This window comes from Burkholderia sp. E168m23 (genome assembly GCF_016586125.1).
GTDB classification, from domain to species: domain Bacteria; phylum Pseudomonadota; class Gammaproteobacteria; order Burkholderiales; family Burkholderiaceae; genus Burkholderia; species Burkholderia orbicola.
The window spans coordinates 1-16,382 of record NZ_BCPP01000037.1 but is presented as its reverse complement, the minus strand read 5'-3'; the positions used below and the strand labels follow the sequence as shown (position 1 = coordinate 16,382).

The window sequence follows — 16,382 nt, the reverse complement described above, 5'->3', positions numbered from 1 at the left end:
TTTACATCTCGTCACAGCTCGCGGCTACGCATCGTCGGTACGAAATGCGTCGCGCAGCCATGCAAGCCGGCCGGCCTCGAACGCGACGACATCGAAACGGCACGCGACGCCGGCGCCATGCCGCGACCAGAACTGCAACGCGGCCGCGACCAGACGCCGCCGCTTGCGCCAGCCGACGCTCGCGGCCGCACCGCCGTGCCGGGTACTGCGCCGCGCGCGCACTTCGACGAACACGAGCATGCCGTCAGGCTCGCGCATCACGAGATCGAGCTCGCCGCCGCGCATCGTCACGTTCGCGGCGACGAACCCGAGGCCATGTCGCTCGAGAAACTGCCGCGCGCGTTGCTCGAACGCCGCGCCGACCGGTTTGGATCGCGCCGCGCCGGAAAAGTTGTCGCCCGAAGGCGGCCGACCGCGCGCCGCCTCCGGCCGCGCCGGCGCCGCGTGGCACAATGCCGTCCTTGTTCCGTTCGTGCCGCGACTGCGTGCATTGCCTGCCATGACTGCCCTCCTCGAACTCGCGCATACGCAGCACTACCCGGACGCCACGCTCTACGTGGTCGCCACGCCGATCGGCAATACGGCCGACATCACGCTGCGCGCGCTGCACGTGCTCGGCCTCGCCGACCGCATCGCCGCCGAAGACACCCGCAACACGGGCCAGCTGCTCGCCCGCTACGGGATCTCGAAACCGCTCGTCGCCGTGCACGAGCACAACGAACGCGAAGCCGCGCAGCGCGTGATCGAACTGCTGCGCGGCGGCGAACGCGTGGCCTACGTGTCGGACGCCGGCACGCCCGGCATCTCGGACCCCGGCGCGCGCCTCGTCGACGCCGTGCGCGCGGCCGGCTTCACGGTGGTTCCGCTGCCTGGCGCGAGCGCGGCCGTGACCGCGCTGAGCGTGGCCGGCGACTGGGCCGGCGCGTTCACGTTCGCGGGCTTCCTGCCGCCGAAGGCGAAACAGCGCGCGACCGCGCTGCAAGCGCTGGTGTCGCACCCGTACGCGCTGGTGTTCTACGAAGCGCCGCACCGGATCGCCGAAACCGTCGCCGCGCTCGCCGAAGCGTTCGGCCCCGCGCGCCGGCTGCTGATCGCGCGCGAGCTCACCAAGCTACACGAGCAGTTGTTCCAGGGCACCCTGGCCGAAGGACAGAGCTGGCTCGCCGGCGATGCGAACCGGCAGCGCGGCGAGTTCGTGCTGGTGGTCGAAGGCGCGCCGACGGCCAGCGGCGAAGCCGACGACACCGCGCACGACGCGCTGCTCAGGCTGCTGCTGGAAGAGGTGCCGGTGAAGAGCGCGGCGAAGCTCGCGGCCGCGCTGACGGGCGCATCGCGCAACACGCTGTATGCGCGTGCGCTCGTGCTGAAGGAAGGCAAGGAGGACTGACGCGCGACGCCGCCGCGCGGAAACGACAAAGGGCTGCCGGAAGGCAGCCCTTTGCGCATGAACGGACGATCCGCCGGGTTACTTCGCCGAGATCGACGCGAACATTTCGTCGCGGGCCTCGCGCGCTTCCTGCGGCGACAGCCCTTCGATCTTCACGCGGCCCGTGCCGGCGTGCACGAGACCGATCACCTTGGCCGCCGCATAGGACAGGTCGAGCACGCGGCCGCGCTTGAACGGCCCGCGGTCGTTGACCTTCACGACGACCCACTTGCCGGTCGAGGCGTTCGTCACCTTGATGTACGACGACAGCGGCAGCGTGCGGTGCGCGGCGGTGAACGCGTTCATATTGAAGCGTTCGCCGTTCGCGGTGCGGCGGCCGTGGAAATCCCGCCCGTACCACGATGCGCGGCCGCTCTGGCGGAACTCGGACACATCCTTGCCGTCGATCGGCTCGGCGTCCGCCAGCGACGACTTCTTCGCGTCCTTGCTGTCGGCGGCCGGCATCGATGCCAGCGCGGAATCGAAACTGAGCGGCTGCTTGTCGTCGTCCGCCTTCGCGGCGGCGGCCGTCTTGTCGACGGCCTTCTTCTGGTTCACGCTGCCGGTGGTCTGGCTGGATGGCACCGCACAGCCCGTCAGCGCAAAAAACAATGCAATGGTTCCGAATCGGCTCGGAAAACGTAAATTCATCGACGTGTCGCCTTCTGGTTCGGGCCGCATCGATACAACGCTGCTTCACAACGCAGAGATGCGGCCCGGACGGCAAATGCGTGCACGCCCCGCTCGAATGCGAGCAGGCGGCTAGCATGGGCGCGGCCTTCGTCCTGGCCGCAACCGTCCTGATTAGCTTTCACGTCTGGCGCAACCTGTCCCCAACAGCCTGACCAGACCCCACATGCCGCCATCGAACATGGCTTCACGTTCGCGCGCGTCGCTACGACCAACGCACAGGAACGGCGGCACAGGCCTCATCCGGCGGCGCGGCAGCAGGGCCGCAGGCGGGCGCGCAGCACCCGGCCGGACAAGACGTGAGCACCGAATGTTCGGTGCTGGATACACCGCCGGACTCCCCGGCGGCTGATGCTTGACGGTGAATCGAACGCCTCGTTTAACGGGGCCGAAACACCAGCGAATTGCGTGAAATTCACGTGCAATGGAGCGCATTATACATAAATCAAAACCTTGTCTCGAAAAGCACCCCGGGCGCACCATTGATTCTCTCTATGACTGTAACAATCGGCATGCTCCGGGAATGCCCTGATCGGCACGCCGCCGCATGCATCGCACGCCCGGCAGCCCGTACGCGCGACCGGTACAATCGCTCCTTTTAGCCGCCGGTGCACCCATGAAAGTCACGCTCATTCCGGTCACGCCGTTCCAGCAGAACTGCTCGCTGCTCGTCTGCGAGAAGACGGGCCGCGCCGCCGTCGTCGATCCGGGCGGCGATCTCGACCGCATCGAACAGGAAGTCGCGCGGCAGAACGTGCAGGTCGAAAAGGTGCTGCTCACGCACGGGCACATCGACCACTGCGCGGGCGCGAAGACGCTCGCGACGCACTACGGCGTGCCGATCGAGGGGCCGCAGGAAGAAGAGCGCTTCTGGATCGAGAAGCTGCCGATGCAGAGCGAGCGCTTCGGCTTTCCGGCCGCCGACGTCTTCGAGCCCGACCAGTGGCTGAACGACGGCGACACCGTGCAGTTCGGCGACGAGACGCTCGAGGTCTATCACTGTCCGGGCCACACGCCCGGCCACGTCGTGTTCTTCAGCCGCGCGCATCGCGTCGCGATCGTCGGCGACGTGCTGTTCGCAGGCTCGATCGGCCGGACCGATTTCCCGCGCGGCAATCACGAGGATCTCGTCCGTTCGATCAAGGAAAAACTGTGGCCGCTCGGCGACGACGTCACGTTCGTGCCCGGCCATGGCCCGGTGTCGACGTTCGGCGACGAGCGCCGCACGAATCCGTTCGTGTCCGACAAGGTATTCGGATGAACCAGACCGCCATCCCGGAAATTTACGTCAGCACCGACGTCGAGGCCGACGGCCCGATTCCCGGCCCGCACTCGATGCTGAGCTTCGCGTCGGCCGCCTATACCGAGGACAAGCAGCTGATCGCGACGTTCTCGGCGAACCTCGAGACGCTGCCCGGCGCGCACGCGCACCCGGTGCAGGAAGCCTGGTGGAAGACCGAGCCGGAAGCCTGGGCCGCCTGCCGGCGCGATCTGCAGGCGCCCGAGGCGGCGCTGGTCGCCTACGTCGAATGGGTCGAGGCGCTGCCCGGCAAGCCGGTATTCGTCGCGATGCCGGCCGGCTTCGATTTCACGTTCATGTTCTGGTACATGATGCGCTTCGCGGGGCGCTGCCCGTTCTCGTGGTCCGCGCTCGACATCAAGACGCTCGCGTTCGCGATGACCGGCCTGCCGTACCGCAAGGCGATCAAGCCGCGCTTTCCGAAGCACTGGTTCGACGACCATCCGCACACGCACGTCGCGCTCGACGACGCGATCGAGCAAGGCGCGCTGTTCTGCAACATGCTCGCCGATCTGCGCCGGCAGCAAGCCGCGCTCGCGGGCCTGGCCGTGTCGGATACCGATCGGTCGGAAAGCGGGGGGGCGGGACAAAATCCCACGGATCCGCGAGCAAATTAGCGAATCTCGCTCAACGGCGCGTCGCCAGATTGCCTTTCCTTTCCCGGCCCTCTAACATTCAGCGTGTTGTAGCTGCCGCATGGAGGCGCAGGTGACGCTCGATTCCTTTTCGCAAAAAATCCTTCGCCTGTTGCAGCTCGACGCGCGCCGTTCCGTTCAGGAAATCTCCGACCAGGTCGGGCTGTCGAGCACGCCGTGCTGGCGCCGCATCAAGGACATGGAACAGTCGGGCGTGATCCAGCGCTACACGGCGCTGCTCGATCGCGAGAAGCTCGGCCTGCACGTCTGCGCGCTCGCGCACGTGCACCTGACGCGCCACAACGAAGGCGGCGTCGAGCAGTTCGAGCGCGAGATCGCCACCTGTCCGGAAGTCACCGAGTGCTACAGCACCACCGGCGAAGCCGATTACATCCTCAAGATCGTCGCGCCGGACATCAAGGCCTACGACGTGTTCCTGCACGAACGCATCTTCAAGATCCCGGCCGTGTCGCAGGTGCGCACGAGCGTCGTGCTGCGCGAAATCAAGTTCGACACGCAATTGCCGCTGTAAGCCGCGGCCCGGCCCCTGCGGCGGGCCGCGTTCGCGGTTGCCGGCGGCGGTTGCCGGCTGGCGCTGCCGGTCACGTCCGCGCGGACAACGTGCGCGTGAAGCTGATCCGGCGCGCGCCGAACTCGCGCTTCAGCGTATCGATGTCGAGCCGGCCGGTCAGCGCCGCATCGGTGTCGCGCGGATCGCTGTCGAGCGTCACGTCGACCTCGAGCCCCGTACTCAGGTAATGCAGGTTGATCGCCGCCGCGCGCAGCCCGCGCTGCGCGAGCGCGGCCTCGAGCCGCGCCGCGAGCTCGCCGCGCGGCGGCAACGCGAGCGCCGGACGGCGCGCCGCATCGTTCTCCGGGTCGACGTGGATCAACGCATCGAGCACGCGCGGGTCGGACAACACACGCGCCCGCGCGGTCTCGGCGATGTAATGCCCTTCGGAGACGGAGATCTTCGGATCGACGAGGATGTGCGCATCGACGAGCGCGGCATCGCCCATCTTGCGCGTGCGCAGGTCGTGCACGTCGCGCACGCCGGGCGTCGCGGCGAGCAGCGCGCGGATCTCGGCCGTGTCGGCCGTATCGAGCGCGCGGTCGGAGAGGTCCTGCAACGCGTCATAGCCGAACGTCCACCCCATGCGCGCGACCATGAAGCCGACGATGGCCGCCGCGATCGGGTCGAGCAATCGCACGCCGGCCAGGCTGCCGACGATGCCGATCGCGACGACGAGCGACGACGCGGCATCCGAACGCGCATGCCACGCGTTGGCGACCAGCATCGCCGAACGCACGCGCCGTGCTTCGCGCAGCATGTAGCGAAACAGCGCTTCCTTCGACACGAGCACCGTCAGCGCAACGATCAGCGCGGAAAAATGCACGGCCGGAATGTTTTCGAGATTAACGAGACGATCGCCGGCACGCCAGAGCATGCCGATACCAACCGCAATCAGGATCGCGCCGAGAAACAGCGACGCGACCGTCTCGTAGCGGCTATGGCCGTAATTGTGGTCGGCATCCGGCGATGCGCCGCTATGCCGATTCGCAACCAGCACGACAAAATCCGAGATCAAATCGGAAATCGAATGCACGCCGTCGGCAATCAATGCCTGCGAATGCGCAATCACGCCGACGGCAATCTGAAATGTCGCAAGCACGACATTCAGGACAATACTGACGAGCGTGCTCTTGCGCGCAACTGCGTGCTTATCTGCGCCCTGCGCGTCGCCGGAAAACGTGGACATGAAATATGAAATATCGGTGTGCGGTACGCAATTCTATCAAAGCCGCCGCGCAAGCCCTTCCAATACCCAAAAATTTCTCATTTAAATCAATCGCTTATACGAACGTGTCGCATTTTCATTCACACGGCATGCTTACATTTTCATGACGATGCCGACGAGCCTGCCGGTGACCGGAAAACAAAAAAGCCGCGCTCCTCGACGGACACGCGGCTCTTTTGAAGAGCGGGCAACCTAAACGAACGTTTAAATCGCGAACTGCTCGCGGTTCTTGCCTGCGATCCAGCGCGGCGGCTTGCCACGACCCGACCACGTCGCGCCCGTTTCCGGATCGCGGTACTTTGCCGCCACGCCTGCGCGCGGACGACCGACCTTGCCGGCCTTCGCGCGGCTGAGACCGAGTTCGGCGAGCGAAAAGCCGTAGTCGGCAATTTTCTGCTTCACGTCATTCAGCACTTCAGCGTATTCACGCGACTTCGCTTCTTCGATTTGCTTCTCCAGCTTCTCCCGCTGGGCCAGCAGGTCCTTGTAAGAAGACATAGTTTCCCTTTCTATCTGACCAATGGCGCCGGTCTGCAGCCAGCTCACCATTCCATGAAATATATGTGCCTCGGATTTTCGAAGGCAGAGATTAGCACAAAAAAGATTTGATAGAAGCGAGATTCACGAAAATCCCGAGACCGATTGTAATTCGCACATGTCATTTTGACCGGACGCGGCCTTTTCTCAAATTTTCACGCTCCTACATAGAGATTAGGACATTAGCGATTGGCTATTAGGTCTATCAACATACGCAATTACCCTGCATTCGAAAAAATCAAAGCTTTCATCGGACGACAGTTTTGCGAAAACCACATGACGCGGTTTGCTAAACGGACAAATCGCTGACCCGCGACGTCACGTCACATCCTTTGCGCTGGCGATCAGCCGCTCGCGCAATGCACCGGTATCGGCCGATGGCGACTCGAACGGCGTGCGCACCCGGCGACCGTCGCATCGCCAGTCGGCGCCATGGCGATCGACGCCGAGCAGGTCGAGCCCGTCGCGGTGTGCATCGCCCGCCTCGTAGGCGTGCCACAGCGCCTGTTCGTCGTCGAACGCGAGCGGCGGCAGCGTATCGAGCTGCGTGCCGTCGACCCAGCCCATTCGCCCGAACCCGCCGATATAGCGCAGCCGCTCGATCTCGAGCGCCCAGAACGCGAAATCGCCGAGCGCGAGATAGCGCGCGGCGTCCGGCTCGTAGCGCAGGTAGCGCGCGGTGACGTGCGGATCGTCGCCGAGCGGCACGAACCGGCCCAGCAGCGTCGCGCGCTCGGCGTTCAGGACATCGCCGTCGCTTGCGTCGACGACGAGGAAACCCGCGCGCGGATCGGCAACGAGATTGCGCGTGTGCTCGGCCAGGCCGCTCACCAGGATCACCGGCCGATGGCTTGCATCGGGTGCAAACGGCACGACGGTCGGATACGGAAAGCCCTGCGGCTCGCGCGTATGGGTGGCGAGCGTGCCGAGCGCGCAGCGATGCAGCAGATGCAGGGCGAAGGCGGGATCGATGTTCAAGCGGACTCCTGCGGTCGAAAGGCGGCGCGTCGGGCATGCCGCATGCGCGTTGATGTTACCCGCTGGCGCCGCGCGCCGCGCATCGGCCGAACGGCCAGCGCGCGGCAGGAACGTAAGCGGTTCGATAGAATCGGACCCATCCGACGGGCGCCGCGTGCGCCCGTGCATTTTCCTGACGAGCCTTCCCGTGTCCCAATCCTCTTCCCCCGAATCGTCGTCCCCGTTCGCCGCGCCGCCCGACGCGCATCGCGTCCTGCCGCTGCCGGCCCGCCAGCGCGCGCGCACCGCGTCGATGGCGCTGTTCTTCGTCGCCGGCATGATGTACGCGTCGTGGGGCGTGCACGTGCCGACCGTGCGCGACAAGTTCGCGCTGAGCCCCGGGCTGCTGTCGATCGCGCTGTTCGCGGTCGCCGGCGGGTCGATCGTCGCGATGCTGAGCATCGCGCGCTGGATCGCGCGCGTCGGCTCGCGCACCGCGTGCCTCGCCGGCGGCCTCGTGATGTCCGCGTGCGCGGCGCTGATCCTCGTCGTCCCCGACTACTGGATGCTGCTCGCGGTGCTCGCGCTGTTCGGCTTCTCGATGGCGACGCTCGACGTCGCGATGAATGCCGAGGCCAGCGCGGTCGAAATCGCGCTCGGCAAACCGATCATGTCGTCGCTGCACGGGATGTTCAGCATCGGCGGGATGGCCGGCGCGGCGGCCGGCGGCGCGCTGCTGTCGGCCGGCATGGCGCCGGCCGCGCATCTGGCGCTCGCGGCGGCGGTGGGCGCCGCGGTGCTCGTGGCCGCGAGCCCGGCCGTGCTGCCGCACGTGCCGCATCACGAACAGGCGCACGGCGGCGGCAACCGCTGGCGCTCGCCCGCGTTGTGGATGCTCGGCGGCATCGCGCTGATCGCGCTGATCGCCGAAGGTGCGATGTACGACTGGGCGACGGTCTACATGCGTGACGTGGTCGCGGCGAGCCCCGCGCTCGCGAGTGCCGCGTATGCGGCGTTCTCGGGCGGGATGGCCATCGCGCGCTTCGCGGGCGACGCCGTGCGCGCCCGCTTCGGCGCGCCGCAGCTCGTGTTCGCGAGCGCGTCGCTCGCCTGCGCGGGGATGATCGGCGCGCTGCTGCTGCCGTATTCGGCCGCGGTGCTGACCGGTTTCACGCTGATGGGACTCGGGCTGGCCAACATGATGCCCGTGCTGTTCGCGGCCGCGGCGCGCGTAAAAGGCATCCACGCGGCCGAAGGGCTCGCGCACGTGGCCGGGCTCGCGTATTTCGGACTGCTGTTCGGTCCGGTCGCGATCGGCGCGGTCGCGCAGGCGTCGAACCTGACGGTCGGCCTGTCGGTCGTCGCGCTGTGCGCGGCGCTCGTCGCACTGGTCGCGCCGAAGGTGCTCGCGCACCTGAAGATCTGACGGCGCGGCCGCACACGCCGGCCCAAAAAGAAAGCGCGCATGCGTTGCCGCATGCGCGCTTCACCCTCCTGTCGACCGCTTGTCGATCGCGCGTCGCGTTACATCTTCACTTCGTCGAGCAGCGACTTCTTGCCGCTCTTGTAGTTGTACAGCGAGATCACGCCGTGCTGCAGGTCGCCCTTCGAGTCGAAGGTCGTCGTGCCGATCACGCCCGTGTACTTCGTCGCCGGCATCGCCGCGAGGATCTTGTCCGGGTCCGTCGAGTTCGCGCGCTTCATCGCGTCGGCGATGATGTACACGGCGTCATACGTGAACGGTGCGTAGATCTGGATCGGCTGGCCGAAGCGCTTCTCGTACTTCGCCTTGAACGCGTTGCCGCCCGGCATCTTCTCGAGCGAAGCGCCGGCTTCCGAGCACACGATGTTGTCGGTCGCGTCGCCGGCCAGGTCGGCCAGCTTTTCCGTGCACACGCCGTCGCCCGCGAAGATCTTCGCGCGCAGGCCGAGCTGCTTCGCCTGTTTCGCGAACGGGCCGCCGGTGGCGTCCATGCCGCCGTACATGATCGCGTCCGGGTTTTCGCCCTTGATCTTGGTCAGAATCGCGCGGAAGTCGACCGCCTTGTCGTTCGTCGCGTCATGCGACATCACCTTCAGGCCGAGCGCCTTCGCCTTCTTCTCGAACTCGTTCGCGAGACCCTGGCCGTACGCGGTCGAATCGTCGACCACCGCCACGCTCTTGATGCCCTTCGAGTGCGCGTAGTTCGCCAGTGCCGGGCCCTGCTGCGCATCGGTCGCCACCACGCGATACGTGGTCTTGAAGCCTTGCTGCGTGTACGCCGGGTTGGTCGCCGACGGCGAGATCTGCACGATGCCCGCATCGCTGTAGATCTTCGAGGCCGGGATCGACGTGCCCGAGTTCAGGTGGCCGACCACCGCGACGACCTTGTCGTCGACGAGCTTCTGCGCAACCTGCGTCGCCTGCCGCGGGTCGGCGGCGTCATCCTGCGGGTCGAGTTGCAGCGTGATCTTCTGGCCGCCGATCGTGAGGCCCTTCGCGTTGATCTCCTCGACTGCGAGACGTGCACCGTTTTCGTTGTCCTTGCCCAGGTGTGCAATGCCGCCCGTCAACGGCGCGACGTGGCCGATCTTGACGACTTGATCGGCGGACGCGTTGCTTGCAGCTGCAGCGCACAGCATCGCTGCCGCGGTGATCGGCAACAGCTTTTGCATCTTGATATTCATGTAAGTCTCCAGTTCGGTCCCAAAAAACGCCATCGCCCGGTGCCCCGCTGCCATCCCCGTGTTTCAATCACTGGACGATTCGCCGGTTGCATCGTTCATGCACTTGGCCTCAAGCACGTGAAAACAGCCGCTTTTAGCAGCCGCCCGCTCGTACTTGCGCGCAAGTGTAGGTGATCAAATTAATTTGTGGGACTTTTTTAGGATAGTGGTAACACTACCGATATGCGCGCTTTGGAGGGATGACTCGAATGGCGCTGCAAGCCCCGACGGATAAGGGTTTCCGCTAGTTCCAGCACACTGCGGAAAGGTCGTTTCAATCGATTCGTGCGGGCATTTCGATTCGGTATTTTGTGCCCGCGATCATTGAATGAAACGCGCGTGACAGCACGCGCGTTTCGTCGTCCGATATCCATCGTTCCAGCGGTTGAAGCAGCGTTCAGGCAGCCGATGCGCGCCACTCCGCGTCGAGCGCGGCGACCAGTTGCGACGTCGTCAACGCATCGCCGCGCCGCCGCGCGAGCGGCGCGCCCTGCCCGGCCCACAGCGACAGGTAGTCGCCGTCGTTCGCGCGCGCGGCGGCCTGGCGCAACGGCTGGGTCAGCGCGTTCTGCACCGGATACGGCGGGACGTCGGCCACGTGCTCGCCGAGCCGCGCCATCAGCGTATTGCGCAGCCCGCGTGCATGACGGCCGGTGATCGCGCGCGTGACCTGCGTCGACGTATCGGCGCTCGCGAGCAGGCGTGCCTTCCAGTCCGCGGCGATCGCACTTTCCGCGCACGTGAGGAACGCGGTGCCGAGCTGCGCGCCCTGCGCGCCGAGCGCCAGTGCGGCCGCGATACCGCGGCCGTCCATGATGCCGCCCGCGGCCAGTACGGGCAGGCCGGTCGCGTCGACGAGCTGCGGGACCAGCGCGAACGTGCCGATCAGCGCGTCCTCGGCTGAACCGATGAAGGTGCCGCGATGGCCGCCGGCCTCGACGCCCTGCGCGGAGATCGCATCGGCGCCGGCCGCCTGCCAAGCGAGCCCTTCGGCGACGTGCGTCGCGGTGCCGATCACATACGTGCCGGCGGCTTTCAGGCGGGCGACGTCGACCGCGTCGAGCACGCCGAACGTGAAGCTCGCGACCGGCACGCGCAGCGCGACGAGCGCATCGAGCTGCGCGCGGAAATCGGGCGCGTAGCGCGCGGGCGCCGTGCCCGGCGGCAGGCCGAGCGCGGCGTTCAGCGGGTCGATCGCCGCGAGTGCGCGCGCGACGGTCGCCGCGTCCGGCGCGGCGTCATCGGGCAACACGAACAGGTTGATCGCGAACGGGCGATCGGTCGCCGCGCGGATCGCGGCGACTTCGGCTTCGATACGCTCAGGCGCGAGCGCGCCGGCGCCGAAGCTGCCGAGCGCACCGGCATTCGATGCGGCGGCGGCCATCGCGGTCGTGGTCGCGCCGACCATCGGCGCCTGCACGAGCGGCAGACGCAGGCCGAAGCGTTCGGAAAAGGGCGTGGAAAACGAGCGGGCGGACATGGCGAATCCTTCGATGACGATGCGCGAAAGCGCTTTGTAAAGGCCGACACATCGACTCTATCGAAGCGGCGCGGCGCCGAAAAATGAATAATCGAGATCGAAACGATCGCTGCGCGAGAAGCGCCCGCGTGCACTGCAGCACCGAACGATTGGTGGCACACTAGGCCGCCTTCTTTTCACCCCGGGGCGCCTCGCGCACCCCGCACGCCAGGAGTTCAGAACGTGACTGCCCAATGGATCGACATCCCGACCGGTAACGACAGCTTCGGCGGCTATCTCGCATTGCCCAAGCGCGGCAAGGGCCCTGCCGTCATCATCATCCAGGAGATCTTCGGCGTGAACGCGCACATCCGTGCGGTCGCCGACCAGTACGCGGCCGACGGCTTCGTCGCGCTCGCGCCCGACGTGTTCTGGCGCACGCAGCCGCGCGTCGAGCTGACCTACGAAGGCGCGGATCGCGACAAGGGCATCGAGCTGATGAAAAAGACCGACGTGGGTCTCGCGGTCGCGGACATCGGCGCGGCGGCCGACGCGTTGCGCGCCCGCCCCGAAGTGGCCGGCAAGCTCGCCGCGATCGGCTACTGCTTCGGCGGCCAGCTCGCGTACCGCGCGGCCGCGACCGGCAAGCTCGACGCGGCGGTGTCCTATTACGGCGGCGGCATCCAGAACGCGCTCGACCTCGCCGGCCAGGTCACGCAGCCGATCCTGTTCCACTACGCGGAAAACGACCACGGCATTCCGCTCACCGCCGTCGACCAGGTGAAGGCCGCGTTCGCCGGCCACGGCGATGCGTCGTTCCACGTGTACCCGGGCGCCGAGCACGGCTTCAACTGCACGGACCGCGCGTCGTACAACCAGCGTGCCGCGGCGCTCGCGCACGGCCGCACGCTGACCTTCCTCGCCGAGCATCTCTAAAAAGGCCCGGCAGCGGGCCCGCCACGCCGGGCTCGCGTTATGCTCGCACCATCGCCACGAGTCACAACGGGGGTGACCGCGATGCACTCGGACTATCTCGCGCATGACGCAATCGGCCTCGCCGCGCTCGTGCGCGACCGCCAGGCCAGCCCGCGCGAACTGCTCGACGCCGCGATCGGCCAGGCCGAAGCGGTCAACGGCGCAATCAATGCGATCGTGCTGCAGGACTACGAAGCCGCGCGGGAACGTGCGGCGGGCGCGCCCGAACCGGGCGCCGCTACGCCGTTCGCGGGCGTGCCGTATCTCGTCAAGGATCTCGGCGCGGCGGTCGCCGGGCTGCCGCTGTCGATGGGCAGCCGGCACTACCGCTACTTCGTGCCGGCCGACGATTCGCCGGTGATCGCGCGCAGCCGCGCGGCGGGCCTGAACGTATTCGGCAAGACCAACACGTCCGAGATCGGCCAGATGCCGTACACCGAACCGGCACTGTTCGGCGCGTGCCGCAACCCGTGGAATCTCGATCACACGCCGGGCGGTTCGAGCGGCGGCGCGGCGGCGGCCGTCGCGGCCGGCATCGTGCCGCTCGCGCATGCGTCCGACGGCGGCGGCTCGATCCGCATTCCGGCGTCGTGCTGCGGGCTGTTCGGCCTGAAGCCGAGCCGCAACCCGGTGCTCGTCGACCTGCCGTCGAACGGCGAACTCGTCGTCCAGCACGCGGTGTCGCGCAGCGTGCGCGACAGTGCGCTGCTGCTCGACGTGACGACCGGCCAGACGTTGCCGCCCGGCGCGCCCGGCACCTTCCTCGGCGCGCTCGATACGCCGCCCGGCCCGCTGCGGATCGGCCTCGTCGTCGATCCGATGCTCGCGCCGGCGCTCGCCGACGACACGCGCGCGGCGCTCGACGACGCGGCCGCGCTGCTCGAATCGCTCGGCCATCACGTCGAACCGGCGACGCTGCAGATCGACTATGCGCGCGCGGCCGAAACCTTCCTCACGCTGTGGGCGACGATCGCCGAAGAAATGGTGCTCGGCGCGCGCGAACTGACCGGCCGCACGCCGCGGCGCGGCGAATTCGAGGCCGCGACCTGGGCGATGGCCGTGGTGGGCCGGCGGCTCGCGCGCACGCGCCTGCCCGACGTGCTCGAATGGCAACGCCAGCTCACCGTGCAGGTCGCCGGTCTCGTGTCGCGTTACGACGCGATCCTGTGCGCATCGCTCGCGGGGCCACCGGTGAAGATCGGCGAACTGCAGCCGACGCCGTTCGAATCCGCGCAGATGAAGCTGGTCGCCGCGCTGCCGGTGAAGCCGCTGCTGAAGGAGATGCTCGCGAAGTCGTCGGAGAAGGCGTTCGCGTGGGCCGGCTGCACCGAGCTGTTCAACCTGACCGGCCAGCCGGCGATGTCGGTGCCGCTGTACTGGAACGCGCGCGGGCTGCCGATCGGCGTGCAGTTCGCCGCGCGCCACGCGGACGAAGCGTTGCTGCTCCGGCTCGCGCGGCAGCTCGAACAGGCGCGGCCGTGGTTCGACCGCCGTCCGCCGCTGATGCAGGCGCAGCGCTGATTCAGCGGCTTCCGCCACGCGGCATGCGCGGCGCTTCACGATAAAAAAAAGCCCCGCCGGCGCAAACCGGCGGGGCTTTCACGCAGGCAACCGCGTGACGGCGCTCGTTACACCGCGAGCCGTTCGCAGATCGTCCGCGTGGCGGTCGCCAAGTTCAACGTGTAGAAGTGCAGCCCCGGCACGCCCGCGTCGATCAGGCGCTGGCACAGGTTCGTGACGACGTCCGCGCCGAACGCGCGGATCGACTCGCGATCGTCGCCGAAGCTCTCGAGCCGGCGCGCGACCCAGCGCGGCACTTCGGCGCCGCACATCTCGGAGAAGCGCATCAGCTGAGAGAAGTTCGTGATCGGCATGATGCCCGGCACGATCGGCACGTCCACCCCCAGCTTGCGCGCATCGTCGACGAAGCGGAAATACGCGTCCGCGTTGAAGAAGTACTGCGTGATCGCGGAATTCGCGCCGGCTTTCACCTTGCGCGCGAAATTCTCGAGATCGGCCTTCGGCGAGCGCGATTGCGGGTGGTACTCCGGATAACCGGCAACCTCGATGTGGAACCAGTCGCCATGCTCGGCGCGGATGAAGCTGACGAGCTCGGACGCATAGCGCAGCTCGCCGACCTCGCCCATCCCCGACGGCAGGTCACCGCGCAGCGCGACGATGTGCCGGATGCCGTGCGAGCGGTACTGGTCGAGGATCGCGCGCAGGCTGTCGCGCGACGAGCCGATGCACGACAGGTGCGGCGCGGCCTCGAGGCCGTCCTTCTGCATGTCGAGCACGGTATCGAGCGTGCCCTGCTGCGTCGAGCCACCGGCGCCGAACGTCACGGAGACGAATTTCGGCTTCAGCGGCAGCAGCTGCGCGCGCGTGGCGCGCAGCTTTTCGACGCCGTCCGCCGTCTTCGGCGGGAAGAATTCAAACGAGAGTTCGATCGGTTTCATGATTCGATGGGGTTGGGCCTGCGCCCGCCGGCCCTCAGCCGATGTCGCGCTGGCCGAAGATCAGGGCGGACAGCAGCCACGACACGATGCTGTACAGGATCGAACCGAAGAACGCGGACCAGAACCCCGACACCTCGAAGCCCTTCAGCAGCGACGACGCGAACCAGAAGCACAGCGCGTTCACGACGAGGATGAACACCCCGAGCGTGACGATCGTGACGGGCAGCGTCAGCAGGATCAGCACCGGCCGGATCACCGTGTTGATCAGCCCGAGCACGACCGCGATGATCAGCGCGGTGCCGAAGCTCTTGATGTGGATCGACGGCACGAGGTACGTGATGATCAGCAGCGCCAGCGCGTTGATGACCCAGGTGAGGATGACGCTCATGGAGGGCTCCGGTTCGGTTGTCGATCGGTACGATCGGTGAGCGCCGCCGCGCCGTGCGCCCGCAACGGGCGCGCGGCGCGACGGCGGCAGCGCATCAGTACATCAGTAGCGGTAGTGGTTCGGCTTGAACGGGCCGTCCTTCTGCACGCCGATGTACGAAGCCTGCTCGTCCGACAGCACCGACAGGTTCGCGCCGATGCGCGCCAGGTGCAGGCGCGCGACCTTTTCATCGAGATGCTTCGGCAGCACGTACACCTTGTTCTCGTACTGCTCGCCGCGCGTGAACAGTTCGATCTGTGCGAGCGTCTGGTTCGCGAACGAGTTCGACATCACGAACGACGGGTGGCCGGTCGCGCAGCCGAGGTTCACGAGGCGGCCTTCGGCCAGCAGGATCACGCGCTTGCCGTCCGGGAAGATGATGTGGTCGACCTGCGGCTTGATGTTTTCCCACTGGTACTGGCGCGTCGACGCAACGTCGATTTCCGAGTCGAAGTGGCCGATGTTGCAGACGATCGCGTTGTGACGCATCGCCTTCATGTGATCGTGGTTGATCACGTGGTAGTTGCCGGTCGCCGTCACGAAGATGTCGGCCTTGTCGGCCGCGTATTCCATCGTCACGACGCGGTAGCCTTCCATCGCCGCCTGCAGCGCGCAGATCGGATCGATTTCGGTGACCCACACGGTCGCGCCCAGGCCGCGCAGCGACTGCGCGCAGCCCTTGCCCACGTCGCCGTAGCCCGCGACGACCGCGACCTTGCCCGCGATCATCACGTCGGTCGCGCGCTTGATGCCGTCGACGAGCGATTCACGGCAGCCGTACAGGTTGTCGAACTTCGACTTCGTGACCGAATCGTTCACGTTGAACGCCGGGAACGGCAGGCGGCCGTCCTTTTCCATCTGGTACAGGCGGTGCACGCCGGTCGTGGTCTCTTCGGTCACGCCCTTGATGTGCGCGAGGCGCTTCGAGTACCAGTTCGCGTCGACGTCGAGGTGGGCCGCGATCGACTTGTACAGCGCGACTTCTTCCTCGTTGGTCGGCTTCGCGATCACC

The 16,382-nt window shown here is 67.0% G+C and carries 17 protein-coding genes; 7 read left to right on the top strand and 10 right to left on the bottom strand.

Annotated elements, in window-relative coordinates; translation table 11 throughout:
* Nucleotides 1–24: 24 nt before the first annotated feature.
* The gene (locus JMF90_RS03615; protein ID WP_175809485.1) at nt 25–453 is read right to left on the bottom strand and encodes a YraN family protein; all 429 of its coding nucleotides are present in this window, start codon (nt 451–453) and stop codon (nt 25–27) included.
* Nucleotides 454–499: 46 nt separating this feature from the next.
* On the opposite strand from JMF90_RS03615, the gene rsmI reads away from it, so the two are divergent.
* A complete protein-coding gene (rsmI, locus tag JMF90_RS03610; RefSeq protein WP_175809483.1) occupies nt 500–1,387 on the top strand; it encodes a 16S rRNA (cytidine(1402)-2'-O)-methyltransferase in 888 nt (295 codons plus the stop codon).
* A gap of 78 nt (nt 1,388–1,465) precedes the next feature.
* Here the strand turns inward: rsmI and JMF90_RS03605 are convergent, their stop codons facing one another.
* Nucleotides 1,466–2,077: a septal ring lytic transglycosylase RlpA family protein gene (locus tag JMF90_RS03605; RefSeq protein WP_012327720.1), complete on the bottom strand. Its 612-nt coding sequence runs from the start codon at nt 2,075–2,077 to the stop codon at nt 1,466–1,468.
* A gap of 655 nt (nt 2,078–2,732) precedes the next feature.
* Here JMF90_RS03605 and JMF90_RS03600 point away from each other — a divergent pair.
* The 3 genes from JMF90_RS03600 (at nt 2,733) to JMF90_RS03590 (ending at nt 4,583) form a co-directional block, all read left to right on the top strand.
* The gene (locus JMF90_RS03600; RefSeq protein ID WP_077179978.1) at nt 2,733–3,377 is read left to right on the top strand and encodes an MBL fold metallo-hydrolase; all 645 of its coding nucleotides are present in this window, start codon (nt 2,733–2,735) and stop codon (nt 3,375–3,377) included.
* On the top strand, nt 3,374–4,033 hold the full coding sequence (locus JMF90_RS03595) for an exonuclease (RefSeq protein ID WP_175809419.1): 660 nt from the start codon (nt 3,374–3,376) through the stop codon (nt 4,031–4,033). Before JMF90_RS03600 ends, JMF90_RS03595 begins: the two co-directional genes overlap by 4 nt.
* 79 nt (nt 4,034–4,112) lie before the next feature.
* The gene (locus JMF90_RS03590) at nt 4,113–4,583 is read left to right on the top strand and encodes an Lrp/AsnC family transcriptional regulator (protein WP_006477376.1); all 471 of its coding nucleotides are present in this window, start codon (nt 4,113–4,115) and stop codon (nt 4,581–4,583) included.
* A 70-nt stretch (nt 4,584–4,653) separates the two neighbouring features.
* On the opposite strand, the gene JMF90_RS03585 is transcribed toward JMF90_RS03590, so the two are convergent.
* The 3 genes from JMF90_RS03585 to JMF90_RS03575 all read right to left on the bottom strand — a co-directional run bounded on the left by JMF90_RS03585 (nt 4,654) and on the right by JMF90_RS03575 (nt 7,365).
* Nucleotides 4,654–5,811 (bottom strand): cation diffusion facilitator family transporter, encoded by a 1,158-nt coding sequence (locus JMF90_RS03585; protein WP_175809421.1) that lies wholly within the window; start codon nt 5,809–5,811, stop codon nt 4,654–4,656.
* Nucleotides 5,812–6,054: 243 nt separating this feature from the next.
* A complete protein-coding gene (locus JMF90_RS03580) occupies nt 6,055–6,348 on the bottom strand; it encodes an H-NS family nucleoid-associated regulatory protein (protein ID WP_006491875.1) in 294 nt (97 codons plus the stop codon).
* Between the two features lie 357 nt (nt 6,349–6,705).
* The gene (locus JMF90_RS03575) at nt 6,706–7,365 is read right to left on the bottom strand and encodes a HugZ family protein (protein WP_054928250.1); all 660 of its coding nucleotides are present in this window, start codon (nt 7,363–7,365) and stop codon (nt 6,706–6,708) included.
* Between the two features lie 187 nt (nt 7,366–7,552).
* Between JMF90_RS03575 and JMF90_RS03570 the strand changes: the two genes are divergently transcribed.
* A complete protein-coding gene (locus JMF90_RS03570; RefSeq protein ID WP_054928252.1) occupies nt 7,553–8,770 on the top strand; it encodes an MFS transporter in 1,218 nt (405 codons plus the stop codon).
* A gap of 98 nt (nt 8,771–8,868) precedes the next feature.
* On the opposite strand, the gene JMF90_RS03565 is transcribed toward JMF90_RS03570, so the two are convergent.
* A complete protein-coding gene (locus JMF90_RS03565; RefSeq protein ID WP_012327715.1) occupies nt 8,869–10,011 on the bottom strand; it encodes a branched-chain amino acid ABC transporter substrate-binding protein in 1,143 nt (380 codons plus the stop codon).
* Between the two features lie 436 nt (nt 10,012–10,447).
* Nucleotides 10,448–11,530 (bottom strand): nitronate monooxygenase family protein, encoded by a 1,083-nt coding sequence (locus JMF90_RS03560; RefSeq protein WP_175809434.1) that lies wholly within the window; start codon nt 11,528–11,530, stop codon nt 10,448–10,450.
* A 222-nt stretch (nt 11,531–11,752) separates the two neighbouring features.
* Here JMF90_RS03560 and JMF90_RS03555 point away from each other — a divergent pair, with 222 nt between their 5' ends.
* Both JMF90_RS03555 and JMF90_RS03550 read left to right on the top strand, forming a co-directional pair.
* Nucleotides 11,753–12,445: a dienelactone hydrolase family protein gene (locus JMF90_RS03555; protein ID WP_011546698.1), complete on the top strand. Its 693-nt coding sequence runs from the start codon at nt 11,753–11,755 to the stop codon at nt 12,443–12,445.
* 81 nt (nt 12,446–12,526) lie between these two features.
* Nucleotides 12,527–14,005 (top strand): amidase, encoded by a 1,479-nt coding sequence (locus tag JMF90_RS03550; RefSeq protein ID WP_069233328.1) that lies wholly within the window; start codon nt 12,527–12,529, stop codon nt 14,003–14,005.
* A 107-nt stretch (nt 14,006–14,112) separates the two neighbouring features.
* On the opposite strand, the gene metF is transcribed toward JMF90_RS03550, so the two are convergent.
* From metF to JMF90_RS03535, 3 genes are all read right to left on the bottom strand, one after another.
* Nucleotides 14,113–14,943, bottom strand: coding sequence for a methylenetetrahydrofolate reductase [NAD(P)H] (gene metF / locus JMF90_RS03545; RefSeq protein WP_011546700.1), 831 nt, complete (start codon nt 14,941–14,943; stop codon nt 14,113–14,115).
* Between the two features lie 34 nt (nt 14,944–14,977).
* Complete coding sequence (locus JMF90_RS03540; protein ID WP_006477367.1) at nt 14,978–15,331, bottom strand: phage holin family protein; 354 nt, start codon at nt 15,329–15,331, stop codon at nt 14,978–14,980.
* Nucleotides 15,332–15,433: 102 nt separating this feature from the next.
* The coding region (locus JMF90_RS03535; RefSeq protein WP_201324959.1) for an adenosylhomocysteinase at nt 15,434–16,382 on the bottom strand (949 nt) is incomplete at its 5' end.

Coding starts and splice junctions, on each gene's coding strand:
- JMF90_RS03605 (WP_012327720.1), bottom strand. CDS start 2,077: ATGAATTTACGTTTTCCGAGCCGATTCGGAACCATTGCATTGTTTTTT.
- JMF90_RS03580 (WP_006491875.1), bottom strand. CDS start 6,348: ATGTCTTCTTACAAGGACCTGCTGGCCCAGCGGGAGAAGCTGGAGAAG.
- JMF90_RS03565 (WP_012327715.1), bottom strand. CDS start 10,011: ATGAATATCAAGATGCAAAAGCTGTTGCCGATCACCGCGGCAGCGATG.
- metF (WP_011546700.1), bottom strand. CDS start 14,943: ATGAAACCGATCGAACTCTCGTTTGAATTCTTCCCGCCGAAGACGGCG.
- rsmI (WP_175809483.1), top strand. CDS start 500: ATGACTGCCCTCCTCGAACTCGCGCATACGCAGCACTACCCGGACGCC.
- JMF90_RS03540 (WP_006477367.1), bottom strand. CDS start 15,331: ATGAGCGTCATCCTCACCTGGGTCATCAACGCGCTGGCGCTGCTGATC.
- JMF90_RS03595 (WP_175809419.1), top strand. CDS start 3,374: ATGAACCAGACCGCCATCCCGGAAATTTACGTCAGCACCGACGTCGAG.
- JMF90_RS03600 (WP_077179978.1), top strand. CDS start 2,733: ATGAAAGTCACGCTCATTCCGGTCACGCCGTTCCAGCAGAACTGCTCG.
- JMF90_RS03585 (WP_175809421.1), bottom strand. CDS start 5,811: ATGTCCACGTTTTCCGGCGACGCGCAGGGCGCAGATAAGCACGCAGTT.
- JMF90_RS03560 (WP_175809434.1), bottom strand. CDS start 11,530: ATGTCCGCCCGCTCGTTTTCCACGCCCTTTTCCGAACGCTTCGGCCTG.
- JMF90_RS03590 (WP_006477376.1), top strand. CDS start 4,113: ATGGAGGCGCAGGTGACGCTCGATTCCTTTTCGCAAAAAATCCTTCGC.
- JMF90_RS03550 (WP_069233328.1), top strand. CDS start 12,527: ATGCACTCGGACTATCTCGCGCATGACGCAATCGGCCTCGCCGCGCTC.